Source organism: Variovorax sp. Soil_C_17 (assembly GCF_057657265.1).
This window is the reverse complement of record NZ_JBDGIT010000003.1, coordinates 652,372-669,998: the sequence shown is the minus strand read 5'-3', so window position 1 is coordinate 669,998 and position 17,627 is coordinate 652,372. Positions and strand designations below refer to the sequence as shown.

Annotated in this window: 19 protein-coding genes and 1 tRNA gene; 6 read left to right on the top strand and 14 right to left on the bottom strand. The window is 68.2% G+C overall.

Going from position 1 to position 17,627, the window contains the following annotated elements; translation table 11 throughout:
* Nucleotides 1-32: 32 nt before the first annotated feature.
* The 4 genes from AC3A6Y_RS18320 to AC3A6Y_RS18305 form a co-directional block, all read right to left on the bottom strand.
* Nucleotides 33-311 carry a hypothetical protein gene (locus tag AC3A6Y_RS18320; protein WP_487869643.1) on the bottom strand — a complete coding sequence of 93 codons (279 nt, stop codon included), beginning with the start codon at nt 309-311 and terminating at the stop codon, nt 33-35.
* A gap of 118 nt (nt 312-429) precedes the next feature.
* The gene (locus tag AC3A6Y_RS18315) at nt 430-666 is read right to left on the bottom strand and encodes a hypothetical protein (protein ID WP_487869642.1); all 237 of its coding nucleotides are present in this window, start codon (nt 664-666) and stop codon (nt 430-432) included.
* A 31-nt stretch (nt 667-697) separates the two neighbouring features.
* Complete coding sequence (locus AC3A6Y_RS18310) at nt 698-874, bottom strand: DUF3606 domain-containing protein (RefSeq protein ID WP_106554007.1); 177 nt, start codon at nt 872-874, stop codon at nt 698-700.
* A 189-nt stretch (nt 875-1,063) separates the two neighbouring features.
* On the bottom strand, nt 1,064-1,414 hold the full coding sequence (locus tag AC3A6Y_RS18305) for a PRC-barrel domain-containing protein (protein ID WP_487869641.1): 351 nt from the start codon (nt 1,412-1,414) through the stop codon (nt 1,064-1,066).
* Nucleotides 1,415-1,696: 282 nt separating this feature from the next.
* Here AC3A6Y_RS18305 and AC3A6Y_RS18300 point away from each other — a divergent pair, with 282 nt between their 5' ends.
* The 3 genes from AC3A6Y_RS18300 to AC3A6Y_RS18290 are packed head-to-tail and all read left to right on the top strand — an operon-like array spanning nt 1,697 to nt 2,782.
* Nucleotides 1,697-1,903, top strand: a complete 207-nt coding sequence (locus AC3A6Y_RS18300; RefSeq protein ID WP_487869640.1) for a hypothetical protein — start codon at nt 1,697-1,699, stop codon at nt 1,901-1,903.
* 16 nt (nt 1,904-1,919) lie between these two features.
* Entirely contained in the window at nt 1,920-2,117 is a 198-nt protein-coding gene (locus tag AC3A6Y_RS18295) for an aminoglycoside phosphotransferase (protein ID WP_487869639.1), read from the top strand.
* 26 nt (nt 2,118-2,143) lie between these two features.
* Nucleotides 2,144-2,782: an ATP-dependent DNA ligase gene (locus AC3A6Y_RS18290; protein ID WP_487869638.1), complete on the top strand. Its 639-nt coding sequence runs from the start codon at nt 2,144-2,146 to the stop codon at nt 2,780-2,782.
* Here the strand turns inward: AC3A6Y_RS18290 and AC3A6Y_RS18285 are convergent.
* From AC3A6Y_RS18285 to AC3A6Y_RS18250, 8 genes are all read right to left on the bottom strand, one after another.
* Entirely contained in the window at nt 2,765-3,217 is a 453-nt protein-coding gene (locus AC3A6Y_RS18285; protein WP_487869637.1) for an outer membrane protein assembly factor BamE, read from the bottom strand. The two genes, AC3A6Y_RS18290 and AC3A6Y_RS18285, sit on opposite strands and share 18 nt — an antisense overlap.
* A 34-nt stretch (nt 3,218-3,251) precedes the next feature.
* Nucleotides 3,252-6,383: a YadA-like family protein gene (locus AC3A6Y_RS18280; protein WP_487869636.1), complete on the bottom strand. Its 3,132-nt coding sequence runs from the start codon at nt 6,381-6,383 to the stop codon at nt 3,252-3,254.
* An 18-nt stretch (nt 6,384-6,401) separates the two neighbouring features.
* On the bottom strand, nt 6,402-7,709 hold the full coding sequence (locus tag AC3A6Y_RS18275) for an ESPR-type extended signal peptide-containing protein (RefSeq protein ID WP_487869635.1): 1,308 nt from the start codon (nt 7,707-7,709) through the stop codon (nt 6,402-6,404).
* Between the two features lie 640 nt (nt 7,710-8,349).
* Nucleotides 8,350-8,425, bottom strand: a tRNA-Asn gene (locus AC3A6Y_RS18270).
* 79 nt (nt 8,426-8,504) lie between these two features.
* On the bottom strand, nt 8,505-9,422 hold the full coding sequence (locus AC3A6Y_RS18265; protein WP_487869634.1) for a thiamine phosphate synthase: 918 nt from the start codon (nt 9,420-9,422) through the stop codon (nt 8,505-8,507).
* Nucleotides 9,419-10,237 carry a thiazole synthase gene (locus AC3A6Y_RS18260; protein ID WP_487869633.1) on the bottom strand — a complete coding sequence of 273 codons (819 nt, stop codon included), beginning with the start codon at nt 10,235-10,237 and terminating at the stop codon, nt 9,419-9,421. The genes AC3A6Y_RS18265 and AC3A6Y_RS18260 overlap by 4 nt, the downstream gene beginning before the upstream one ends.
* Before the next feature lie 18 nt (nt 10,238-10,255).
* Nucleotides 10,256-10,453, bottom strand: a complete 198-nt coding sequence (gene thiS, locus AC3A6Y_RS18255) for a sulfur carrier protein ThiS (RefSeq protein WP_487869632.1) — start codon at nt 10,451-10,453, stop codon at nt 10,256-10,258.
* Complete coding sequence (locus AC3A6Y_RS18250; RefSeq protein ID WP_487869631.1) at nt 10,450-11,556, bottom strand: FAD-dependent oxidoreductase; 1,107 nt, start codon at nt 11,554-11,556, stop codon at nt 10,450-10,452. Before AC3A6Y_RS18250 ends, thiS begins: the two co-directional genes overlap by 4 nt.
* Nucleotides 11,557-11,606: 50 nt before the next feature.
* Between AC3A6Y_RS18250 and thiD the strand changes: the two genes are divergently transcribed.
* Nucleotides 11,607-12,452, top strand: a complete 846-nt coding sequence (gene thiD / locus AC3A6Y_RS18245) for a bifunctional hydroxymethylpyrimidine kinase/phosphomethylpyrimidine kinase (RefSeq protein WP_487869630.1) — start codon at nt 11,607-11,609, stop codon at nt 12,450-12,452.
* Here thiD and AC3A6Y_RS18240 read toward each other — a convergent pair.
* Together AC3A6Y_RS18240 and ilvD are read right to left on the bottom strand one after the other, a co-directional pair.
* Complete coding sequence (locus tag AC3A6Y_RS18240; RefSeq protein WP_487869629.1) at nt 12,397-13,716, bottom strand: purine-cytosine permease family protein; 1,320 nt, start codon at nt 13,714-13,716, stop codon at nt 12,397-12,399. The two genes, thiD and AC3A6Y_RS18240, sit on opposite strands and share 56 nt — an antisense overlap.
* Nucleotides 13,717-13,965: 249 nt before the next feature.
* The gene (gene ilvD / locus AC3A6Y_RS18235) at nt 13,966-15,660 is read right to left on the bottom strand and encodes a dihydroxy-acid dehydratase (RefSeq protein WP_487869628.1); all 1,695 of its coding nucleotides are present in this window, start codon (nt 15,658-15,660) and stop codon (nt 13,966-13,968) included.
* Nucleotides 15,661-15,757: 97 nt separating this feature from the next.
* Between ilvD and AC3A6Y_RS18230 the strand changes: the two genes are divergently transcribed.
* Nucleotides 15,758-16,699, top strand: coding sequence for a LysR family transcriptional regulator (locus AC3A6Y_RS18230; RefSeq protein WP_487869627.1), 942 nt, complete (start codon nt 15,758-15,760; stop codon nt 16,697-16,699).
* 60 nt (nt 16,700-16,759) lie between these two features.
* The gene (lgt, locus tag AC3A6Y_RS18225; protein ID WP_487869626.1) at nt 16,760-17,611 is read left to right on the top strand and encodes a prolipoprotein diacylglyceryl transferase; all 852 of its coding nucleotides are present in this window, start codon (nt 16,760-16,762) and stop codon (nt 17,609-17,611) included.
* Nucleotides 17,612-17,627 lie beyond the last annotated feature (16 nt).

Below are 17,627 nucleotides of genomic sequence, written 5' to 3'. Positions count from 1 at the left end.
TACTCGGATGCACTGATTGATCAGTGACTTCCCTAATTCGAGCAAGCAGAGATGGGCGGTCGGTCTGCGCTCAAGGGGCCGAGCACGTCGTGCAACTGGCCGTCGAGGGCCTGTTGTCCCTTGGGGGTGATGGCCAGCACCTGGGCCGGCCTGTGGCTTTCGCAGCCGCTGGGGAGCAACTCGGCGGGCGGGATGAAGGCGTTCACCAGCTCCGCGGCACGCAGCACGCGCAGCTTGTCGATCTCGGCGGGCGCGTAGACCGTATAGGGCAGCGGCTGCTGCGCGATCTGCCGAAGAAGTTCCATCGGCATGGGAACCTCCTTTCGAGGAAAGGGCGAGTCATTCTGCGCAATCGCCGGCATGGCGCAACCGATGGCTGCACGGCCTGCCCGTGTTGCGGTGCAGCGAAAGCCACGCTGCGGGGCTTCTTCAGACTTCGTGTACTTCGACCCGGCTGTCCGCCCAATGGATGGCCTGCTGCTCTGCATGCCGAAGCGCCTCCGCCTCGGTTCGGCAGAGGTCGGCGTCATTCATGAGCGGCACCTGCTTCTCACTTGGAAATCCGAGTTGCCGGATCACCACGGGCCGAAACCGGCCCGGGCGCTCCTTCTCGGCGCTGCAGAGGAAGTGATAGCCCCGGTACACGAACACGACGGTCCTGGACATCATCGGCTCCCATGCCGCCAATCCTTGCACCTTACTTCCCGAGGTATTGGCGGACCGCCTCGACCGAAGTGCCTGCGGCGGCCACGGCCGCCCTCAATTGCGCCTCGCTGACGCCCAGCTCCTTCGTCCAGTAGCGAAGTTCGTGCGTCTCGCTGACGTTGATGCGCGACCGATCCTGCGGGCCGCGGTTGCTCAAGTCGTCCGGCATGCTGTGTCTCCTGTGCGTTTCTGTATTTGGAGTGTTGGCGCGGGGCAAAAGTGCTGGCGACGGACGCGGACCCAAGGCCTTGCGGGAAGGGGGCTGACACGGGGGACAGCCCGAAGGTGCCCGCAGCGTCGGCATCGGGCGGGCCGGGGGCCGTGCGCGGGCACGGCCGACCGCGCCCTTGGCCTCAAATCAATAGAGTCCGTAGTACTTGTCGACGGTGCTGCGGTAGGTCTCGTCGTAGTCGGGCACGCGATCGCCCGCGTAGCTCGGCGCGCCTTCCAGCTTCGCCTTGTCCAGCGGCACCACATAACCATCCTGCGAGGTGTCGTACTTCAGCATGTTCCAGGGGATCGGGTAGCGGTCGGTACCCATGCCGAGGAAGCCGCCGAATTCCATGACGGCGTAGCGGACCTGGCCCGAGATCTTGTCGATCATGAGATCGTCGATGGAGCCGAGCTTTTCACCTGCCGTGTTGTAGACCGTGGTTCCTTCGACGCGATCGGACGAGATGACGTCGTGAGTGGAAGTTGTCGTGGTCATTCCAATTTCTCCATGCATCGACCGGCACGGCTGGGGGTGCCGGCCACATCTTCGAAAGCCCAGCGCTCCATGTATCTCGCGAGCCGGGTGTCCAACCGATCGGGCGGCGAGCCGTCATCCTGTAGGCACCCGCTCGCAGGCTCCCGTTGCCGGTGGGCGATGTGAAAGGCGATCGTCAGGCAAGTTCTTCTGGTTTTGGGGTACAGGGGTCTGCGCCCCTGTCCGACGACGCGACGCGGCGCGCTGTGGGTAGCGTTCATCGATTGGATGGAAGGATCGACCATGGCCACTCATCGACAAGCACAAGCCAGGAGCGACGACCGCGACGACAAGCGTGTCTTCCGGTGGGGCGCCGCCGCGGTGGCCGTCCTGGTGGTTCTCGCAGTCCTGGCGTACTACCTCCTTTCGGAGTCCAGAGAGCGCTCCCCGGTCATGCAGGAGCCCACCACCCAGCAGGCGCCGCAGAAGCCGGCCGCGCCGCCTCAGTAGGCGACAAGGAGATCAGATGCCCGAGGATCCCAACATTCCGGTTCCGTCTTCCCCCGAGTCCCCGCGGGCTCTTTTTCAGGCGCTGGCCGAGCGCACGGGCGTGCTGGCCCCCGGCGCTCCGCTGTCCGAAGAACTCCTGGCCTTCGCAATGGCCGTTGCCGACTTGCAGGCCGAGGGCAAGCTGGAAGCCAGGGGCAAGGTCGAGAGCCGCTGAGCGATCGGGACGGTCGCAGCGTTCCCATGGTCCGCCTCGAGGACTTCAAGCCCATGCTGCTGTCGGAGCGCGCATTGGGTCTTCATGAGCCCGGGTGGATCTACGAGCTGAAATACGACGGCTATCGCGTGACCGCCGCATTCGGTGGTGGCCGCGCCGTTCAGCTGAGGACGCGCCACGGAGCCAACGCGACCCACTGGTTTCCCGAGATCAGCGACGCCCTGGCCGGCATGGCCGGCATGGCCGGCGATTCGTGCATCGCCGACGGCGAAGTGTGCGTCCTGGACGATGAGGGCCGCAGCGATTTCCAGGCGCTTCAGGAGCGTGCCCGCCATCGCTGCTGGTACATCGGCGCCAAGCCGGTCGACTATTGCGTATTCGATCTTCTCGTCGATCACGGTGTGGACATCACGGCCGAGCCGCTGATGTTGCGCAAGGCCGCGCTCGGGCGATTGTTTCGGGAGCCTCCCTGGGGCATCCTCGTGGTGCCCTACTTTGAAAAGGGGGATGCGCCCTTGCTCAGGCAAGCGGCGGGAAGCCTGGTCCAGGAACTGATCGCGAAGCGCCGCTCGAGCATTTACCTGCCGGATGTGCGGACCACCGACTGGGTCCGGATCAAGTGCAAGCCCAAGGAAAAAGGCCCCGCTTCATCCGGCCGACGATGAGCGTGAGTTCGGCAGCGCCGAGCGCTCCTTCAACAGCTCGGGGCAATCGGCCGGCAGCCAGTGGAAGCTCTGGGCCCGCAGCGCGGTGTCGTAGATCACCTTGTACTGGCAGGTCTTCACGCCGCCAGGGATGCGGAAGTTGAAGACGTAGTCCCACTCGCGAACCCCGAACAGGCCTTCGCTGAAGTGGGGCCGCCCCACCAGTTCGTAGAGCTGGTCCTTGCTGACGCCGGGCGCGATGCGGCGCAGGTTGTCAGGGTTGGGGAAGGTGCCTTCCTTCAGCCAGGCGTGGTTCCCGATGTCGGGAAAGACGACTTCGCCCGCGCGGCCATCGTCCGAAATGTTCCTGCTGAGCGTCGATGTCCCGCAGCCTGCCAGCGACAGCAGTGCTGCGACCGCCAGCGCAAGTCCGGCCCCATTGATTTGCTTGTTCATGAATCGCCTTGGAAAGTGGTTGCGTGCGAGGTGCTCACCAGTGGAAGCCCATGCCGGCGGCGACGCCGACCTTGCCGCGCGAGTTGGCCGTGCCGCTGAACTTGACGATCCATCGGCCGTTGTCAGCCAGCTTGGAAACACCGAGCGCAATGGCCGCCTGTCCGTCGAAGGCCGCGACACCCGCGGACACCATGCTCTTGCCGGGGATGGCCGCCTGCGGCAGGTTGGCCATCGCCATGGCGCCGGCTGCACCGGCATTGGCTTCCTTGCTCACCCTGTCGACGTTGGCCTGGACCTGGCCGAGCTTGGCATCGGTGTACTGGTTGGCGGCCGCGAGGCCCGCATTCAGCTGATTCACGTTGACCGCATCGTTGCCGGCCACGCCGTCGGCGACGTTGTGGAGAGTCACCGGCGCGTCGGTGTTCGTGCCGCCGAGCTTCACGCTGTTGTAGTTGGTCGTGCCGTCCGCGTTGGTCTCGTACTTGACCGCGGATTGATCGACGCTCGCCACCGTGTTCTGCACGGCCTTGAGCTGCGACACGTTGACCGCGTCGCTGTCCAGCGAACCCGCTGCCACCCCGGTGATCTGCCGGAACTGGCCGTTGGCGGCATCGCCGACGGACACCGCCGACAGCGTGCTGGTGGTGGCGTTGACGGCCGCGGTCTGCGAGGTGGACGCACCCGTGGGCACATAGCCCGCCGCGCCGGCCGCCGTCGAGGCGACCGAGCCTGCGCCCAATGCCACGCCGCCGGCCTGGGTGACGCTGCTGCCCGCGCCGATCGCAACCCCCTGTACCGCTGCCGCTGAAGACTGCGTGCCGATCGCCACGGAGTCCGCCCGGTGCGAGGTCGCGCCCTGGCCGATGGCCACGCCGCCGGGGGCGGTCTGCTGCACCACTGCGCCATCGCCGATGCCGACGCCGCTGTTGCCGTTGACCACCGTGCGAGGGCCGACCGCCACCGATTCGGCGCCGATGGCCAGCGAGTCCATCCCGGTGGAGTTGGCGTGGAAGTACAGGGTCGGCGTCACGGCGAAGGATTGCAGCGCACCGCTGAGCTGGCGCACCGTGACGGCGTCCTGCGCCTGGGTGCCGTCGGCCACGTTGGTGATCTGGCGGTAGGTGGTCGCGCTGCCGACCGAGACGGCGCCCAGCAGCGTCCGGTCGGTCGTGTTGAACGGGATCAGCGAGCTGCCCGCGGGAATGTCGCCGGTGCTGCCTGCGACGGCGCGATCGGAGACCGAGCCTGAACCGAGTGCAATGGAACCATCGACGGTTGCGCTGGCGCCGAGGCCCTGCGCAATGCTGCCGACCCCGCTCGCGACGGCATTCGGACCGACCGCGATCGAATCCGTCCCCAGCGCCTGCGAGTCGGGCAGTGTCGAATTCGCGTGGAAGTACTTGATGCCTGCGCCGGCGTTGATGTCGCCGATCGTATTGCTGAGATTGGTGATCGAGGTCGTGTTCGCCGTCACCTGCTGGTTCGTGGCGAACAGCTGCGAGCCGTTCACCGCATCGGTGGAGCCGCCGTCGAGCCGGCCTGCCGCCACGTTCGTGAGGGTGCGCTCCGCGCCCGGCGCGCCGACGCTGACCGTGCTGGTGGGCGCGGCGCCGGCGAAGTTGTAGGTGGTGGTGCCGATCACGGTGCTGGCCGTGCCGACCGCCACTGCGGTCGTGGACCCGAAGCCCAGTGCCACGTCGCCCGTGTTGTTCGCCACCGCATTCGGCCCGATGGCCACCGCATTCGTCCCGAGGGCCTGCGAGTCCGGCAGGGTCGAGTTGGCGTGGAAGTACTTGATGCCCGCGCCGGTGTTGATGTCGCCGATCGTGTTGCTGAGATTGGTGATTTGGGTCGTGTTTGCCGTCACCTGCTGGTTCGTGGCGAACAGCTGCGAGCCGTTCACCGCATCGGTGGAGCCGCCGTCGAGCCGGCCTGCCGCCACGTTCGTGATGGTGCGCTCCGCGCCCGGCGCCCCGACGCTGACCGTGCTGGTGGGCGTGGCGCCGGCGAAGTTGTAAGAGGTGGTGCCGATCACGACGCTGGCCGTGCCGACCGCCGCTGCCGTCGTGGAGCCGGAGCCCAGCGCCACGGCATTGGCGTTGTTCGCCACCGCGTTCGGGCCGATGGCAACGGAATCCGTCCCGAGGGCCTGCGAGTCGGGGAGGGTCGAGTTGGCGTGGAAGTACTTGATGCCCGCGCCGTTGTTGATGTCGTCGATCGTGTCGTTGAGATTGGTGATCGAGGTCGTGTTCGCCGTCACCTGCTGGTTCGTGCCGAACAGCTGCGAGCCGTTGATGGCATCGGTCGAGGTGCCGGAAATCCTGCCGGCGGCCACGTTGGTGATGGTGCGCTCCGCACCGACGGCTCCGACACTGACGGTGCTGGTGGGCGCGATTCCGGCAAAGTTGTAGGTGGTGGTGCCGATCACCGTGCTGGCCGTGGGGACCGCGGCCGACGTCGTGGAGCCGGAGCCCAGCGCCACGTCGCGGGCGTTGTTCGCCACTGCCGTGTCGCCGAAGGCGACTGCGCCGGCAGCCAGTGCCTTGCTGGTGCTGCCGATCGCGACGCTGCCCTGGCCGACCACCGTGTTCTGGTAGCCGATGCCCACTGCGCCCTGTGCTGCCATGCCCGCCACGCTCACCGCCTGGCCGCCGCCGCCGACCATGTTGGTGTTGCCCATCGCCACCGAGCCGTTGCCGGTGGCGGTGTTGTCCAGACCGCTCGCGATCGCGCCGTCGCCGGTGGCGGTGTTTGGGTCGCCGATCGCCACCGCGCCGTTGCCGCTGGCGACGTTGCCCGAACCGATTGAGACGGCGCGGCCGCCCGTGGCCGTGGCGTTGGTGCCGATCGCCACCGCTTCGGCCGCATCGGCCCGCGCATTGCTGCCGACCGCGATGGTGTTCAGGGCCGAGGCGCTGGCCAGGCGGCCCATGGCGATTGCCTCGGTTTGGGTCGCAGACGACTCTCCGCCGATGGCGATGGCATTGGTGCCCGCCGCGTTGGCGCCCGCGGTCGTGTTGCCGCCCAGCGCCACGGAACCGGTGCCCGAGGCGCGCACGGCGGTCGCGGTGTTCGTCCCGCCCGAGCCGAGTGCGGTGGCATTGTCGGCAGCCGCGTTGGCCCGGGACCCGACCGCTACCGCATTGACGCCGGCGGCCCGGCTCACGATGCCCAGTGCGATCGCTTAATCCTGCGATGCCGTCACGTCCGTGCCGATGGCGATAGCGCCTGCCGCAGTGGCGCCCGATCCCGCGAGCGTGCGCGCACCGAGATTGATGGAATTGATCTCGGAAGCGATCGACTGGAAGCCGATGGCGATGGCGTTCCGGCCGCCTGCATTGGCGCTGCTGCCTTGTGCGACGGCATCCAGTGCGGACGCGCTTGCCCGGGTACCGATGGCGATCGCGTTGCCCACGCTCGCATTCGCGCTGAAACCGATCGACGTCGTTGCATCGCTCGTGACGCCGATGCCGGCGTTGGTGCCGATGGCAATATTGTCGTCGCCGCTGACCAGGCTTCCGGCCGCAGCGCTCAAGGTGCCGTCGTAGGTGACCGTGCCATCGCCTACACCGAAGGCAACGTTGCGCGTTCCGGTGACGCCGGAGCCTGCGCCGCGCATCACGCTGGCAATGCCGCCGCCGATGGCGGTGTTCTGCGCGCCGGTGACCAGCGCGCCGGTGGCGATACCCAGTGCGATCGAACCGGTATTGGTGGCCGACGAGCCCGCGCCGGCACCCTGACCGACCGCTACGGTGCTGGCACCCATGGCGAGCGCTTGCGCCCCGAGCGCAAGCGAACTATTTCCTTCTGCCCGAGCGGCGTTCCCGAGGGCGGTGGCTGCGAGGTTGGTTGCCGCTGCCAACGACCCCAACGCCACCGCGGCGGTACTTGAGGCCTCCGAACTTTGGCCTAGCGCCACCGTGTTGGCCCCAGTCGCCTGGCTTAGGATTCCGATCGCAATGGCCCTGCCCTGAGACGCCGTCACATCCGTGCCGATGGCGATGGCATTCCCGGCCAGTGCCCCCGTTCCGGGGACGGTACGGGCGCCCAGATAGATGGAGTTGACGCCTGCGGAAATGGCCCCGGCACCAACCGCGACGGCATTCACCTGGGAGCTTTGAGCGCCAGACCCTGCTGCGACCCCACCGTTGGCGCTGACAGTCGCATTGGCGCCCAGCGCGGTGGATCCCGTCCCCGTGGCACTGGCCCCATTGCCCATGCATGAGGCGGTGCCGCTGTACTCGGTATAGGGCGCCGTATCGCAGGTTGCCTGCGCCTGCGCCAACGAGGCCCATCCCATCCCGCACATCGCCAGCAGCGCGCTGACGATCCGGAGGCGCAGGCGGCTCGTGTGGAGCGTTGCAGCCACGCCGCAGCCGGCGCCGGCCACCACGCGGCTGCCACTGCGCTTGCCACGGACGCGCGTGCTTTCGGACGCGGCGATCCAAGCGCCAATGGATTCATTCCAGACAGACAAGTAGATTCGGTTCATGGCCTAAAGTAGTACAACAATGTTATTAGTTATTACAAAAGAAACATCTGTTGGCCGATCCTATGAGAATTCTTGTCGGGGGCGTGGTGCCGATTTCAGATTTAAGAATCTTTGACATTTGTCCTGTCATATTGGTGCAGGACGTTGGCCGCACTGTGCGAACTTTGGTGGGTTCGATGGTATTAAATAGTTAATCCAATTTAGTTACTTTTAATCGGAAAGCGTTATTGGGCGCGACTGAGCTGCGCCTTCAGATGTGTTTTATTTCCCACATCGAGAAGGGCGTGAAAAGGCTTTTCTGGCGCAGGTTTTCCCCTCTCGCAGAGGGGCTTATTTGCTGCGCCGGGCGCTCGCAACCGTGATGAACCCGCGGCCAAAGCTTTAATTCCTTGTGCGAACTCGCCAGCGCTTAAGGAACGGGTCGTCCTCGCCAGGACATGGATCAAATGGATAAGGGAACAAGGCAGCGCTGAATTGCGCGCCCGCAGGGCGCAGCCAGGCCAGGCAGCGATCAAGAGGGTGGCCGCTGATGCGGCGTATCGGACAGATTCAAGGCTGTCCAGATATCGAAAGGCCCAAAAGAAGAAGGCCTCGCTACCGGTTTGGTAGCGAGGCCTTCATTGCCTGTGCGGCTTGTAGGTGGCTCCTCGACCTGGGCTCGAACCAGGGACCTACGGATTAACAGTCCGGCGCTCTACCGACTGAGCTATCGAGGAACAAGCCTCAAATTATAGCGTGGTTTTCGGCCCCTCCCGGCCGCTTCGCATCGCCACGGCCGGTCCGCGGAAAACTTCTTCAAGCGGCCGTCATGGCGTCCATCAGGCGAGCCGCCGCCGCCTCGGGGTCGGCCTCGGCCACCAGCGCCCGCACCACCGCCACCGAGCCCACGCCGGTGGCCAGCACCTCGGGCAGGCGTGCTGCATCGACGCCGCCGATGCCCACTTGCGGATAGCCGCGCATGAGCCGCGCGTAAGCGGCCAGCCGTGCCACGCCTTGCGGCGCGGTAGCCATCTGCTTCAGCGTGGTCGGGTACACCGCGCCCATCGCCAGATAGCTCGGGCTCACGGCATCGGCGCGCACCATTTCGGCGTAGCCGTGGGTGCTGACGCCCAGGCGGAGGCCGGAGGCGCGGATGGCCTGCAGTTCCTGCGCATCGAGGGCGTCGAGGTCTTCCTGGCCCAGGTGCAGTCCGTAGGCCCGGGCCTCGATGGCGGCTTGCCAGTGGTCGTTGATGAAAAGCAGCGCATCGGTGCCGCGCACGGCCTCCACGGCTGCATGCACTTCGCGCCTCACTGCGTCCGGATCGACGGACTTGAAGCGCAACTGCACCGTCGGCACGCCCGCGCGCGCCATGCGGCCGACCCAGGCGGCATCGGGCAGCACGGCATAGAGGCCGAGCTTCTCGGGGCAGGGCGGGAAGGCGTCGGCGCGCGCCGACGGCGGGAAGGAGCGCATGCCGAAATCTGCCGGATGTTCGGGCCAGGCCTGCGCATCGAAGGCGCCGGTGCGTTGCGTCTGTGCCTGCCAGGCGCGAGCCAGGCATTCGGCATCGACCTCGATGAAGCCGAGCGCCGCGCAGGCGGTCTTGGCGCCGCGGTACACCGCGTCGTCGGAAGCAAAGGAGGCGGGACGGTCACCCGTCTGGCCGAAGCGAGCCGCGTGGGCCGCCACGATGGCGCGCGCGATGTCGTGCTGGTCGTTCATGGCCGTCATTGCGAATTCGCGTGATGCCAGAAGGGCGTGCCCAGCACCGGCGTGCTGGGCTGCGCGGAATCCTGTGCGGTCATCGCGCCGGCGAGGCGCGCGCTGCGGCCAGCCTGCACCGCATCGGCAAAGGCGCCGGCCATCGCGACCGGGTCCTGCGCCAGCGCCACGGCGGTGTTGAGCAGAACGCCGTCGTAGCCCCACTCCATGACCTGGCAGGCATGCGAGGGCAGCCCCAGCCCGGCATCGACCAGCAGCGGCACCGAGAGCCGCTCGCGCAGCACCTGCATGGCATAGGGATTGACCGGCCCGCGACCGGTGCCGATGGGCGCAGCCCAGGGCATCACGGCCTGGCAGCCCACGTCCACCAGGCGCTGGCAGACCACCAGGTCCTCGGTGCAGTAGGGCAGCACATGGAAGCCGTCGCGAATCAGCTGCGAGGCCGTTTCGACCAGGCTGAGCGTGTCGGGCTGCAGCGTGTAGTCGTCGCCGATCAGCTCGAGCTTGATCCACGGCGTTTCGAATACTTCGCGCGCCATCTGCGCGGTGGCGATGGCCTCCTGCACGCTGTGGCAGCCGGCGGTGTTGGGCAGCACCGGCACATCGAGGCGCCGCAGCAGTTCCCAGAAGCCGTTGCCATCGCTGCCGTTGCCGGGCGTTCCGGTCTGGCGGCGCAGCGAGGCCGTGAGCATCGCGGGCCGGGCACGCCGCACCGCTGCTTCGAGGACGTCGGGCGAAGGGTAGCGCGAGGTGCCGAGCAGCATGCGGCTCTGGAAGGCCTGGCCGTAGAGCACCAGGGGATCGTCGGCGTTCGTGTTCATCATGATGGGTGTGTCTCCGGTTCAGCCGCCCGTCACGGGGCGGATCACTTCGATGCAGTCGTCGGGATGCAGGATGTGCGAGGCGTGGCTCGAGCGCGGCACGAACTGGCGATTCACGGCTGCGGCATAGGGCGGCTTCGCCTCGATCAGGGCGATGGCGTCGGCCAGCGTGGCGCCGTCGGGCAGGGTCTTCGGGTCGTCGTTGATCAGGACGTTCATGGGGCGGTCTCCTCCAGGCTGGGCGCCAGCGCGAAGCGCTCCGCGAGCGTCGAGCGACCTTCGCGCAGCAGCTCCAGCGCGACGTCGAGCATGACCGGCGCAATCATGAAGCCGTGGCGGTAGAGGCCGTTGATCTGCATCACGCGGGCGCGCGGCTGGCCGAAGGCCGGCAGGTTGTCGGGCAGGGCGGGGCGGCAGTGGGTCGCGATCTCGAGGATGCGCGCCTCGGCGAAGCCGCTGTGCACCGCGTAGGCCGCGCTCAGCAGCTCCAGCGTGGAGCGCACGCTGGCCGGCGACATGTCCTCGGACTCGATCTCGGTGGCGCCGATCACGAACACCTGCTTCGGCTTGGGCACGACATACAGCGGATAGCGCGGATGCACGACGCGCATGGGCCGCGTCAGCGCCACCTCGGGCGCATGCACGCGGATCACTTCGCCGCGCACACCGCGCAGCGTGCTCCACTGCGGCCGGGCACCGAGGCCGCGGCAGTCGATCACACGTTCGCCCTCGCCGGGCTCGAATTCGTCCAGGCTGCGCGGTGCGTGCCAATGCAGCTTGACATTCGGCAGGGCCTCCAGCGTGGCGAGCAGGGACGCGAGCAGCTCGCGGTTGTCGAGCTGGCCTTCCTGCGGCAGGAACAGGCCCTGCGCGAAACGGCGGCCCAGCGCCGGCTCCAGCGCGGCGATGCCGGCGGCGTCGACCGTCTTCATCACGGCCACTTCGGGCACCCATTCACCGGTCCGCGCCAGCATGCGCGTCAGCCGCGCGGCCTCGGCCGCATCCTGCCGGTGCCACAGGACCAGCGTGCCTTCGCGCTGGAAGAACACGGGCTGCGCCAGCTCGCCCAGCAACTCGGGCCAGCGAGTGAGGCCGTAGTGCCCCATGCGCACGATCGAGGGCGGCGCCACGGCCGACTCCGCCAGCGGCGCCAGCATCGCGGCCGCAACGCGGGCGGCCGAGCCATCGGCCTGCGGTCCACCGGCATCGAAGAGCTCGACGCGGCAACCGGCGCGGGCCAGCGCCACGGCCAGCAGGCGGCCCATCAGCCCGGCGCCGAGGATGGCGGCCGAAGCGAAAGGAAGTGCGCTGCGCGCGGTCATCGGCATGTACTCCTGAAGGGCCCGCGATGGCGTGGCCGATAATTTTCGGCATGACCCAAGCAACCTCCCGCTATGCGCGCGTGCTCTCGATCGCCGGTTCCGACAGCGGCGGCGGCGCCGGCATCCAGGCCGACCTCAAGACCTTCTCGGCCCTGGGCTGCTACGGCATGACGGCCATCACCGCGCTGACCGCGCAGAACACGCTGGGCGTCTCCGGCATCCACGGCGTGCCGCCGGAATTCCTCAAGGCCCAGATCCGGGCGGTGGTGGAAGACATCGGCGTCGACGCGGTCAAGCTCGGCATGCTGCATGCGCCCGAAGTGGTGGAGGTGGTGGCGTGGGCCATCGACCACTACCAGCTCGACAAGGTGGTGCTCGACCCGGTGATGGTCGCCACCAGCGGCGACCGGCTGATCGCCGCCGAGACCGTGCAGGTGCTGGTGCGCGAGCTGTTCCCGCGCGCGAGCGTGGTCACGCCCAACCTGGACGAGGCGGCGCTGCTGATCGGCCATGCCATCGACGGCGTCGACGCGCTCGACGATGCGGCCAGCGAGCTGCTCGCGCTGGGCGCGCGCGCCGTGCTGCTCAAGGGCGGCCATCTGCCGGGCAACGACGTGGTGGATCTGCTGGCCGAGGCCGATGGCGAGCGGCTGCGCCTTTCGTCCGAGCGCATCGCCAGCCGCAACCTGCACGGCACGGGCTGCACCCTGTCCTCGGCGATCGCGGCGCACCTGGCGCTCGGCTACGCGCTGCCGGAGGCGGTCGAACGCGCGCGCGGCTACGTGGTGGCCGCAATGGCCGCCGGTGCGGAGGTGAAGGTCGGTGCGGGTCATGGCCCCCTCAACCACGGCTTTGCGCCAGTGCCGACGGTCCGCCTGCCGCTGCCTGGCGCGTGAACCAGGCCAGCACGAAGGTGAAGGCCAACGTGGGCAGGGCCGAACCGAGCTGAGGCGCCCACCTGGCGCAGCCGTGGTAGACGGCGATGCCCGCGATCCAGATCAACGCGGCGCCCAGGTCGACGCGGCGCGTGCCTGCCGACGCCGGCGCTTCTCCGGTGCCCAGGCGCCCGAGGATCACGCCGTAGAGCGGCACGAAGACCGAGCTCAGCAGCAGCAGGAAGGGCTCCAGCGTGTGCATCGGCAGCACCAGCGCGAAGCCGATGCACAGCACCGCGAGCACGAGGCCCCAGCGCTTCACGCTCCAGCGCGGCTTCAGGCTGTGGGCAGAGACCGAGCCCGAGTACACGTCGCCGTAGGCGTTGTCGAGTTCGTCGATCAGGATCAGGCCCAGTGCCACCAGGCCGCCCTGTGCCAGCAGCAGGGCCGTCACCAGGTTGCTGCCCGGCTCGGCCGAACTCGCCACCATCACGCCGAGGCCATAGCACCAGATGTTGGCGAGCGCGTAGCCCAGCCAGGTGCCCGAGAACGCGCCGCCCAGCCCGCCGGTGCTGCGCCGGCCGTGGCGTGCGTAGTCGGCCACCAGCGGCAGCCAGGAGACGGGCATCGCGATCACCAGGTCGAGCGCGCTGAACAGGCCCATGCTGCCGTTGCCCGGGCGCGACCAGAAGGCGTCCAGCCCCTTGGCCTGCAGCTGGATCGCGAACTGCCAGCTGAGCCACAGCAGCGACAGCAGCACCAGCGGCAGCCCGAAGCGGCTGACGAAGCGCCGCACCAGCTTGACCATGGAGCCGGCCAGCAGCGCCAGCAGCACCGCGCCCCAGAGCAGCGTGGTCAGCAGGCTGCCCAGGCTGCCGTCCAGCGACCAGCCGAAGGCCTGCTTGCCGATGGCCTGCGTGCCCTCGCGCATGATCACGAGCTCGAAAGTGGTCCAGCCGATCAGCTGCACGATGTTGAGCACCACCGGCAGCCGTGCGAAGGCGCTGCCGTAGGTGGCATGCATGAGCCCGGCGCTGGCCAGGCCGCTTTGGCAGCCCAGGCGTGCGGTCCAGGCCAGCAGCCCGGCGCCGATGCAAGAGCCCAGAACGATCGCGACCGCCGCATCGCGCGTGCCGACCGCCGGCACCAGATAGGCGCCGATCTGCATCACCAGCAGGCCGACGCCGAGGCTGAACCACAGCGACAGGTGGTCGTGCCAGCGGAACACGCGGCTGCCTGCGGCGAGCGGCGTCAGCGCTTCATTGCCTTGAGTTTCGATTGCCATCCATTTGCTCCATTGCAAAGTGTTTGGCAGGTGGGCGAGGCCACGGCGGCAGGACCACCGCGCGAGAGGAGACAAAGACGCGGCGGCCGCCGGACCAGCTTCCCTGCGCGAGGATTACCTCAGTCAGGTTCAAAGGGACTCTCTCAGCCGGCCTGCGACCCTCGGGCCGCGGGCTGGCACCCCTAGCGTTTGCTTCAGTCGGTCTGGCGAAGCAGGGGCCATTGTAGGCCTGCGGTCGGCGAGACCGGATCAGTACTTGTCGAGCACCGCGCCCGAGCTCGCGCTCGAGGCATTGAAGGCGAACTTGGCCTGCACGCCGCGCGTGTAGCGCGGCGCCGGCGCCTTCCAGCCCTCGCGCCGCTTGGCGATCTCGGCCTCGGGCACGTTGAGCTCCAGCTTGAGCTGGTGCGCGTCGATGGTGATCGAGTCCCCCTCTTTGACGAAGGCGATGGTGCCGCCGGCCGCGGCCTCGGGCGCCACGTGGCCGACCACCATGCCCCAGGTACCGCCCGAGAAGCGGCCGTCGGTGATCAGGCCCACGCTCTCGCCCAGGCCGGCGCCGATCAGCGCGCCGGTGGGGGCCAGCATCTCCGGCATGCCGGGGCCGCCCTTGGGGCCGAGGTAGCGCAGCACCATCACGTCCCCGGCCACGATCTTGCCGTCGAGGATGGCCTGCAGGGCCGACTGCTCGTCGTCGAACACCCGCGCCGGGCCGGTGATGACCGGGTTCTTCAGCCCCGTGATCTTCGCCACCGCGCCCTCCGGCGACAGGTTGCCCTTGAGGATGGCCAGGTGGCCCTCGGCATACATCGGGTTCGAGATCGGGCGGATCACGTCCTGATCTGCGCGCGGCTGGTCCGGCACGTCCTTCAGCACCTCGGCGATGGTCTGGCCGCTGATGGTGATGCAGTCGCCGTGCAGCAGGCCCGCGTTCAGCAGGATCTTCATCACCTGCGGGATGCCGCCGGCCCGGTGCAGGTCCACCGCCAGGTACTTGCCGCTGGGCTTCAGGTCGCAGATCACCGGCACCTTCTTGCGGATGCGCTCGAAGTCGTCGATGGTCCATTCCACGCCGGCCGCGTGGGCAATCGCCAGGAAGTGCAGCACCGCATTGGTCGAGCCGCCGGTGGCCATGATCACCGCCACCGCGTTCTCGATCGCCTTCCGGGTCACGATGTCGCGCGGCTTGAGGTCCTTCTTGATCGCCTCGATCAGCACCTTGGCCGATTCCTTGGCCGAGTTGGCCTTCTCGTCGTGCGGGTTGGCCATGGTGGAGGAGTAGGGCAGGGAGATGCCCAGCGCCTCGAAGGCCGAGCTCATCGTGTTGGCGGTGTACATGCCGCCGCAGGAGCCGGTGCCCGGGATGGCGCGCTGCTCGATCTCCTTCAGGTCCTCGTCGCTCAGGTTGCCGGCGGCGTTCTGGCCCACGGCCTCGAACACGCTCACGATGTTGAGGTCCTGGCCCTTGTACCTGCCCGGCAGGATGGTGCCGCCGTAGACGTAGATGGCCGGCACGTTGGCGCGCAGCATGCCCATCAGCCCGCCGGGCATGTTCTTGTCGCAACCGCCGACGACCAGCACGCCGTCCATCCACTGGCCGCCGACGCAGGTCTCGATGCAGTCGGAGATCACCTCGCGGCTCACCAGCGAGTACTTCATGCCCTCGGTGCCCATCGCCATGCCGTCGGAGATGGTGGGCGTGCCGAAGACTTGGGCGTTGCCGCCCGCTTCCTCGATGCCGGCGATGGCGGCGTCGGCCAGCTTCTGCAGGCCCGAGTTGCAAGGCGTGATGGTGCTGTGGCCGTTGGCCACGCCGACCATCGGCTTCTTGAAGTCGTCTTCCTGGTAGCCCATCGCGTAGAACATGGAGCGGTTGGGGGCGCGCGACTTGCCTTCGACGATGTTGGCGCTGCGGCGGTTGATCTGGATAGCTTTGGTGTCCATCGTGTCTCTGCTCGTGGGGAATCGGGGAATGCAAGTATCGGACGATTGACTGATTGCTTCCAATCCGTTTTCTGAGGCCGATTGATATGCTCGGCGTATGAGAGAAGCCTCCATCGAGCTGCGCGCCTGGCGCCAGTTCCTCGCCGTTGCCGAGGAGCTGCACTTCGGGCGCGCGGCGCAGCGCCTGCACATGACGCAGCCGCCGGTCACCCAGGCCATCGCGCAGCTGGAGAAGACGCTGGGCGTCGTGCTCTTCGACCGCACGCGCCGCCGGGTGGCGCTCACGCCGGCCGGCGAGGCGCTGTTGCCCGAAGTGCGCGAACTGCTGGCCCGCGCGCAGGCGCTGCCCGGCCGTGCCCGCGCGGCGGCAGCGGGCGAGCTGGGGCGGGTGCGGCTCGCCTTCGTCTCGACCATCGGCTTCGAGCGCTTGCCGGCCTGGGTGCGCGAGTTCCGGCTGCAGTGCCCGGAGGTCGCGCTGGAGCTGGTCGAGGCCACCGGCGACGTGCAGCTCGAAGCCTTGGCGCGCGGCGACATCGATGCCGGCCTGATGCTTCATTCGCCCGGCTTCGCGCCGCCGGGGCTCGAGCGGATGGCCGTGACGGAAGAGCCGCTGGTGCTGGCCCTGCCGGCGCGGCACCCGCTCGCTCGCCGCCCGAAGCTGCCGCTGGCAGAGGCGCTCGCCGAGCCGCTCGTGATCTTTCCGCGCCGCATCGTGCCCTCGCTGCACGACGCGATCTTCGGGCTCTACCACGCGGCCGGGCGCGCGCCGCAGGTGGCGCAGGAGGCGATACAGATGCAGACCATCGTCAACCTGGTCTGGGGCGGACTGGGCGTGGCCTGGGTGCCGGAGAGCGTGACGCAGTTCCGGCGTGCCGGCGTGGTCTACCGCGCGGCTGCAGAGTTCGCACCGGCCGGGCGGCGCCGGGCACTCGTGCTGCCGGCCTGCGAGACCAGCCTGGTCTGGCCCGCCGCCGGTGCCAACCCTGCGTTGGCGAGATTCGTGCAGTTCATCGCCGCGAATGGCTCGGCACGTCAATGACCCCATGGATGCCCCCGCCGCTGCCGCCGGCGTGCAAGGACCGCGCGGCACAATAGGCCGATGCTCATGTACCCCCAGATCAACCCCGTGGCCTTGCAGCTCGGGCCGATCGCCATCCACTGGTATGGCCTGACCTACCTGGCCGCCTTCGCGCTGTTCTACTTTCTCGGCACGCGCCGGCTGCGGCACGAGCCCTTCCGCTCCATCACCGGGCCGGGCGCCTGGACGCGCAAGGATCTCGAGGACATCCTCTTCCTCGGCGTCATGGGCGTGATCGTCGGCGGGCGGCTTGGCTACTGCCTCTTCTACAAGCCCGGCTACTACCTCACGCACCCGCTGGAGATCTTCTTCGTCTGGCAGGGCGGCATGAGCTTTCACGGCGGGCTGATCGGCGTGATCGCCGCGATGGGCTGGTTCGCGCGCACGCGTTCGCGGCCGTTCTGGCAGGTGATGGATTTCGTCGCGCCCTGCGTGCCCACCGGACTGGCGGCGGGGCGGGTGGGCAACTTCATCAACGGTGAGCTGTGGGGCCGCTTCAGCAGCCCCGACCTGCCCTGGGGCATGGTGTTTCCGCAGAGCGGCTCGATGCTGCCGCGCCATCCCTCGCAGGTCTACCAGTTCCTGCTCGAAGGGCTGCTGCTGTTCGTGATCCTCTGGCTGTATGCGCGCAAGGAGCGGCGCGAGCGCCGCGTCTCCGCGGTGTTCCTGATCGGGTACGGGGTGATGCGCTTCACCGCGGAGTTTTTCCGCGAGCCGGACGACTTCCTGGGCTTGCTGGCGCTCAACATGAGCATGGGGCAGTGGCTGTGCGTGCCGATGGTGCTGTTCGGTATCTGGCTTTACGTGCGGCCCGGGGCGGCGCGGTCGGCTTATCGCTCGGCCGGGCAGGCCGACCGCGCGCGAGCGAAGTGAACCGGCCGCAAAGTGG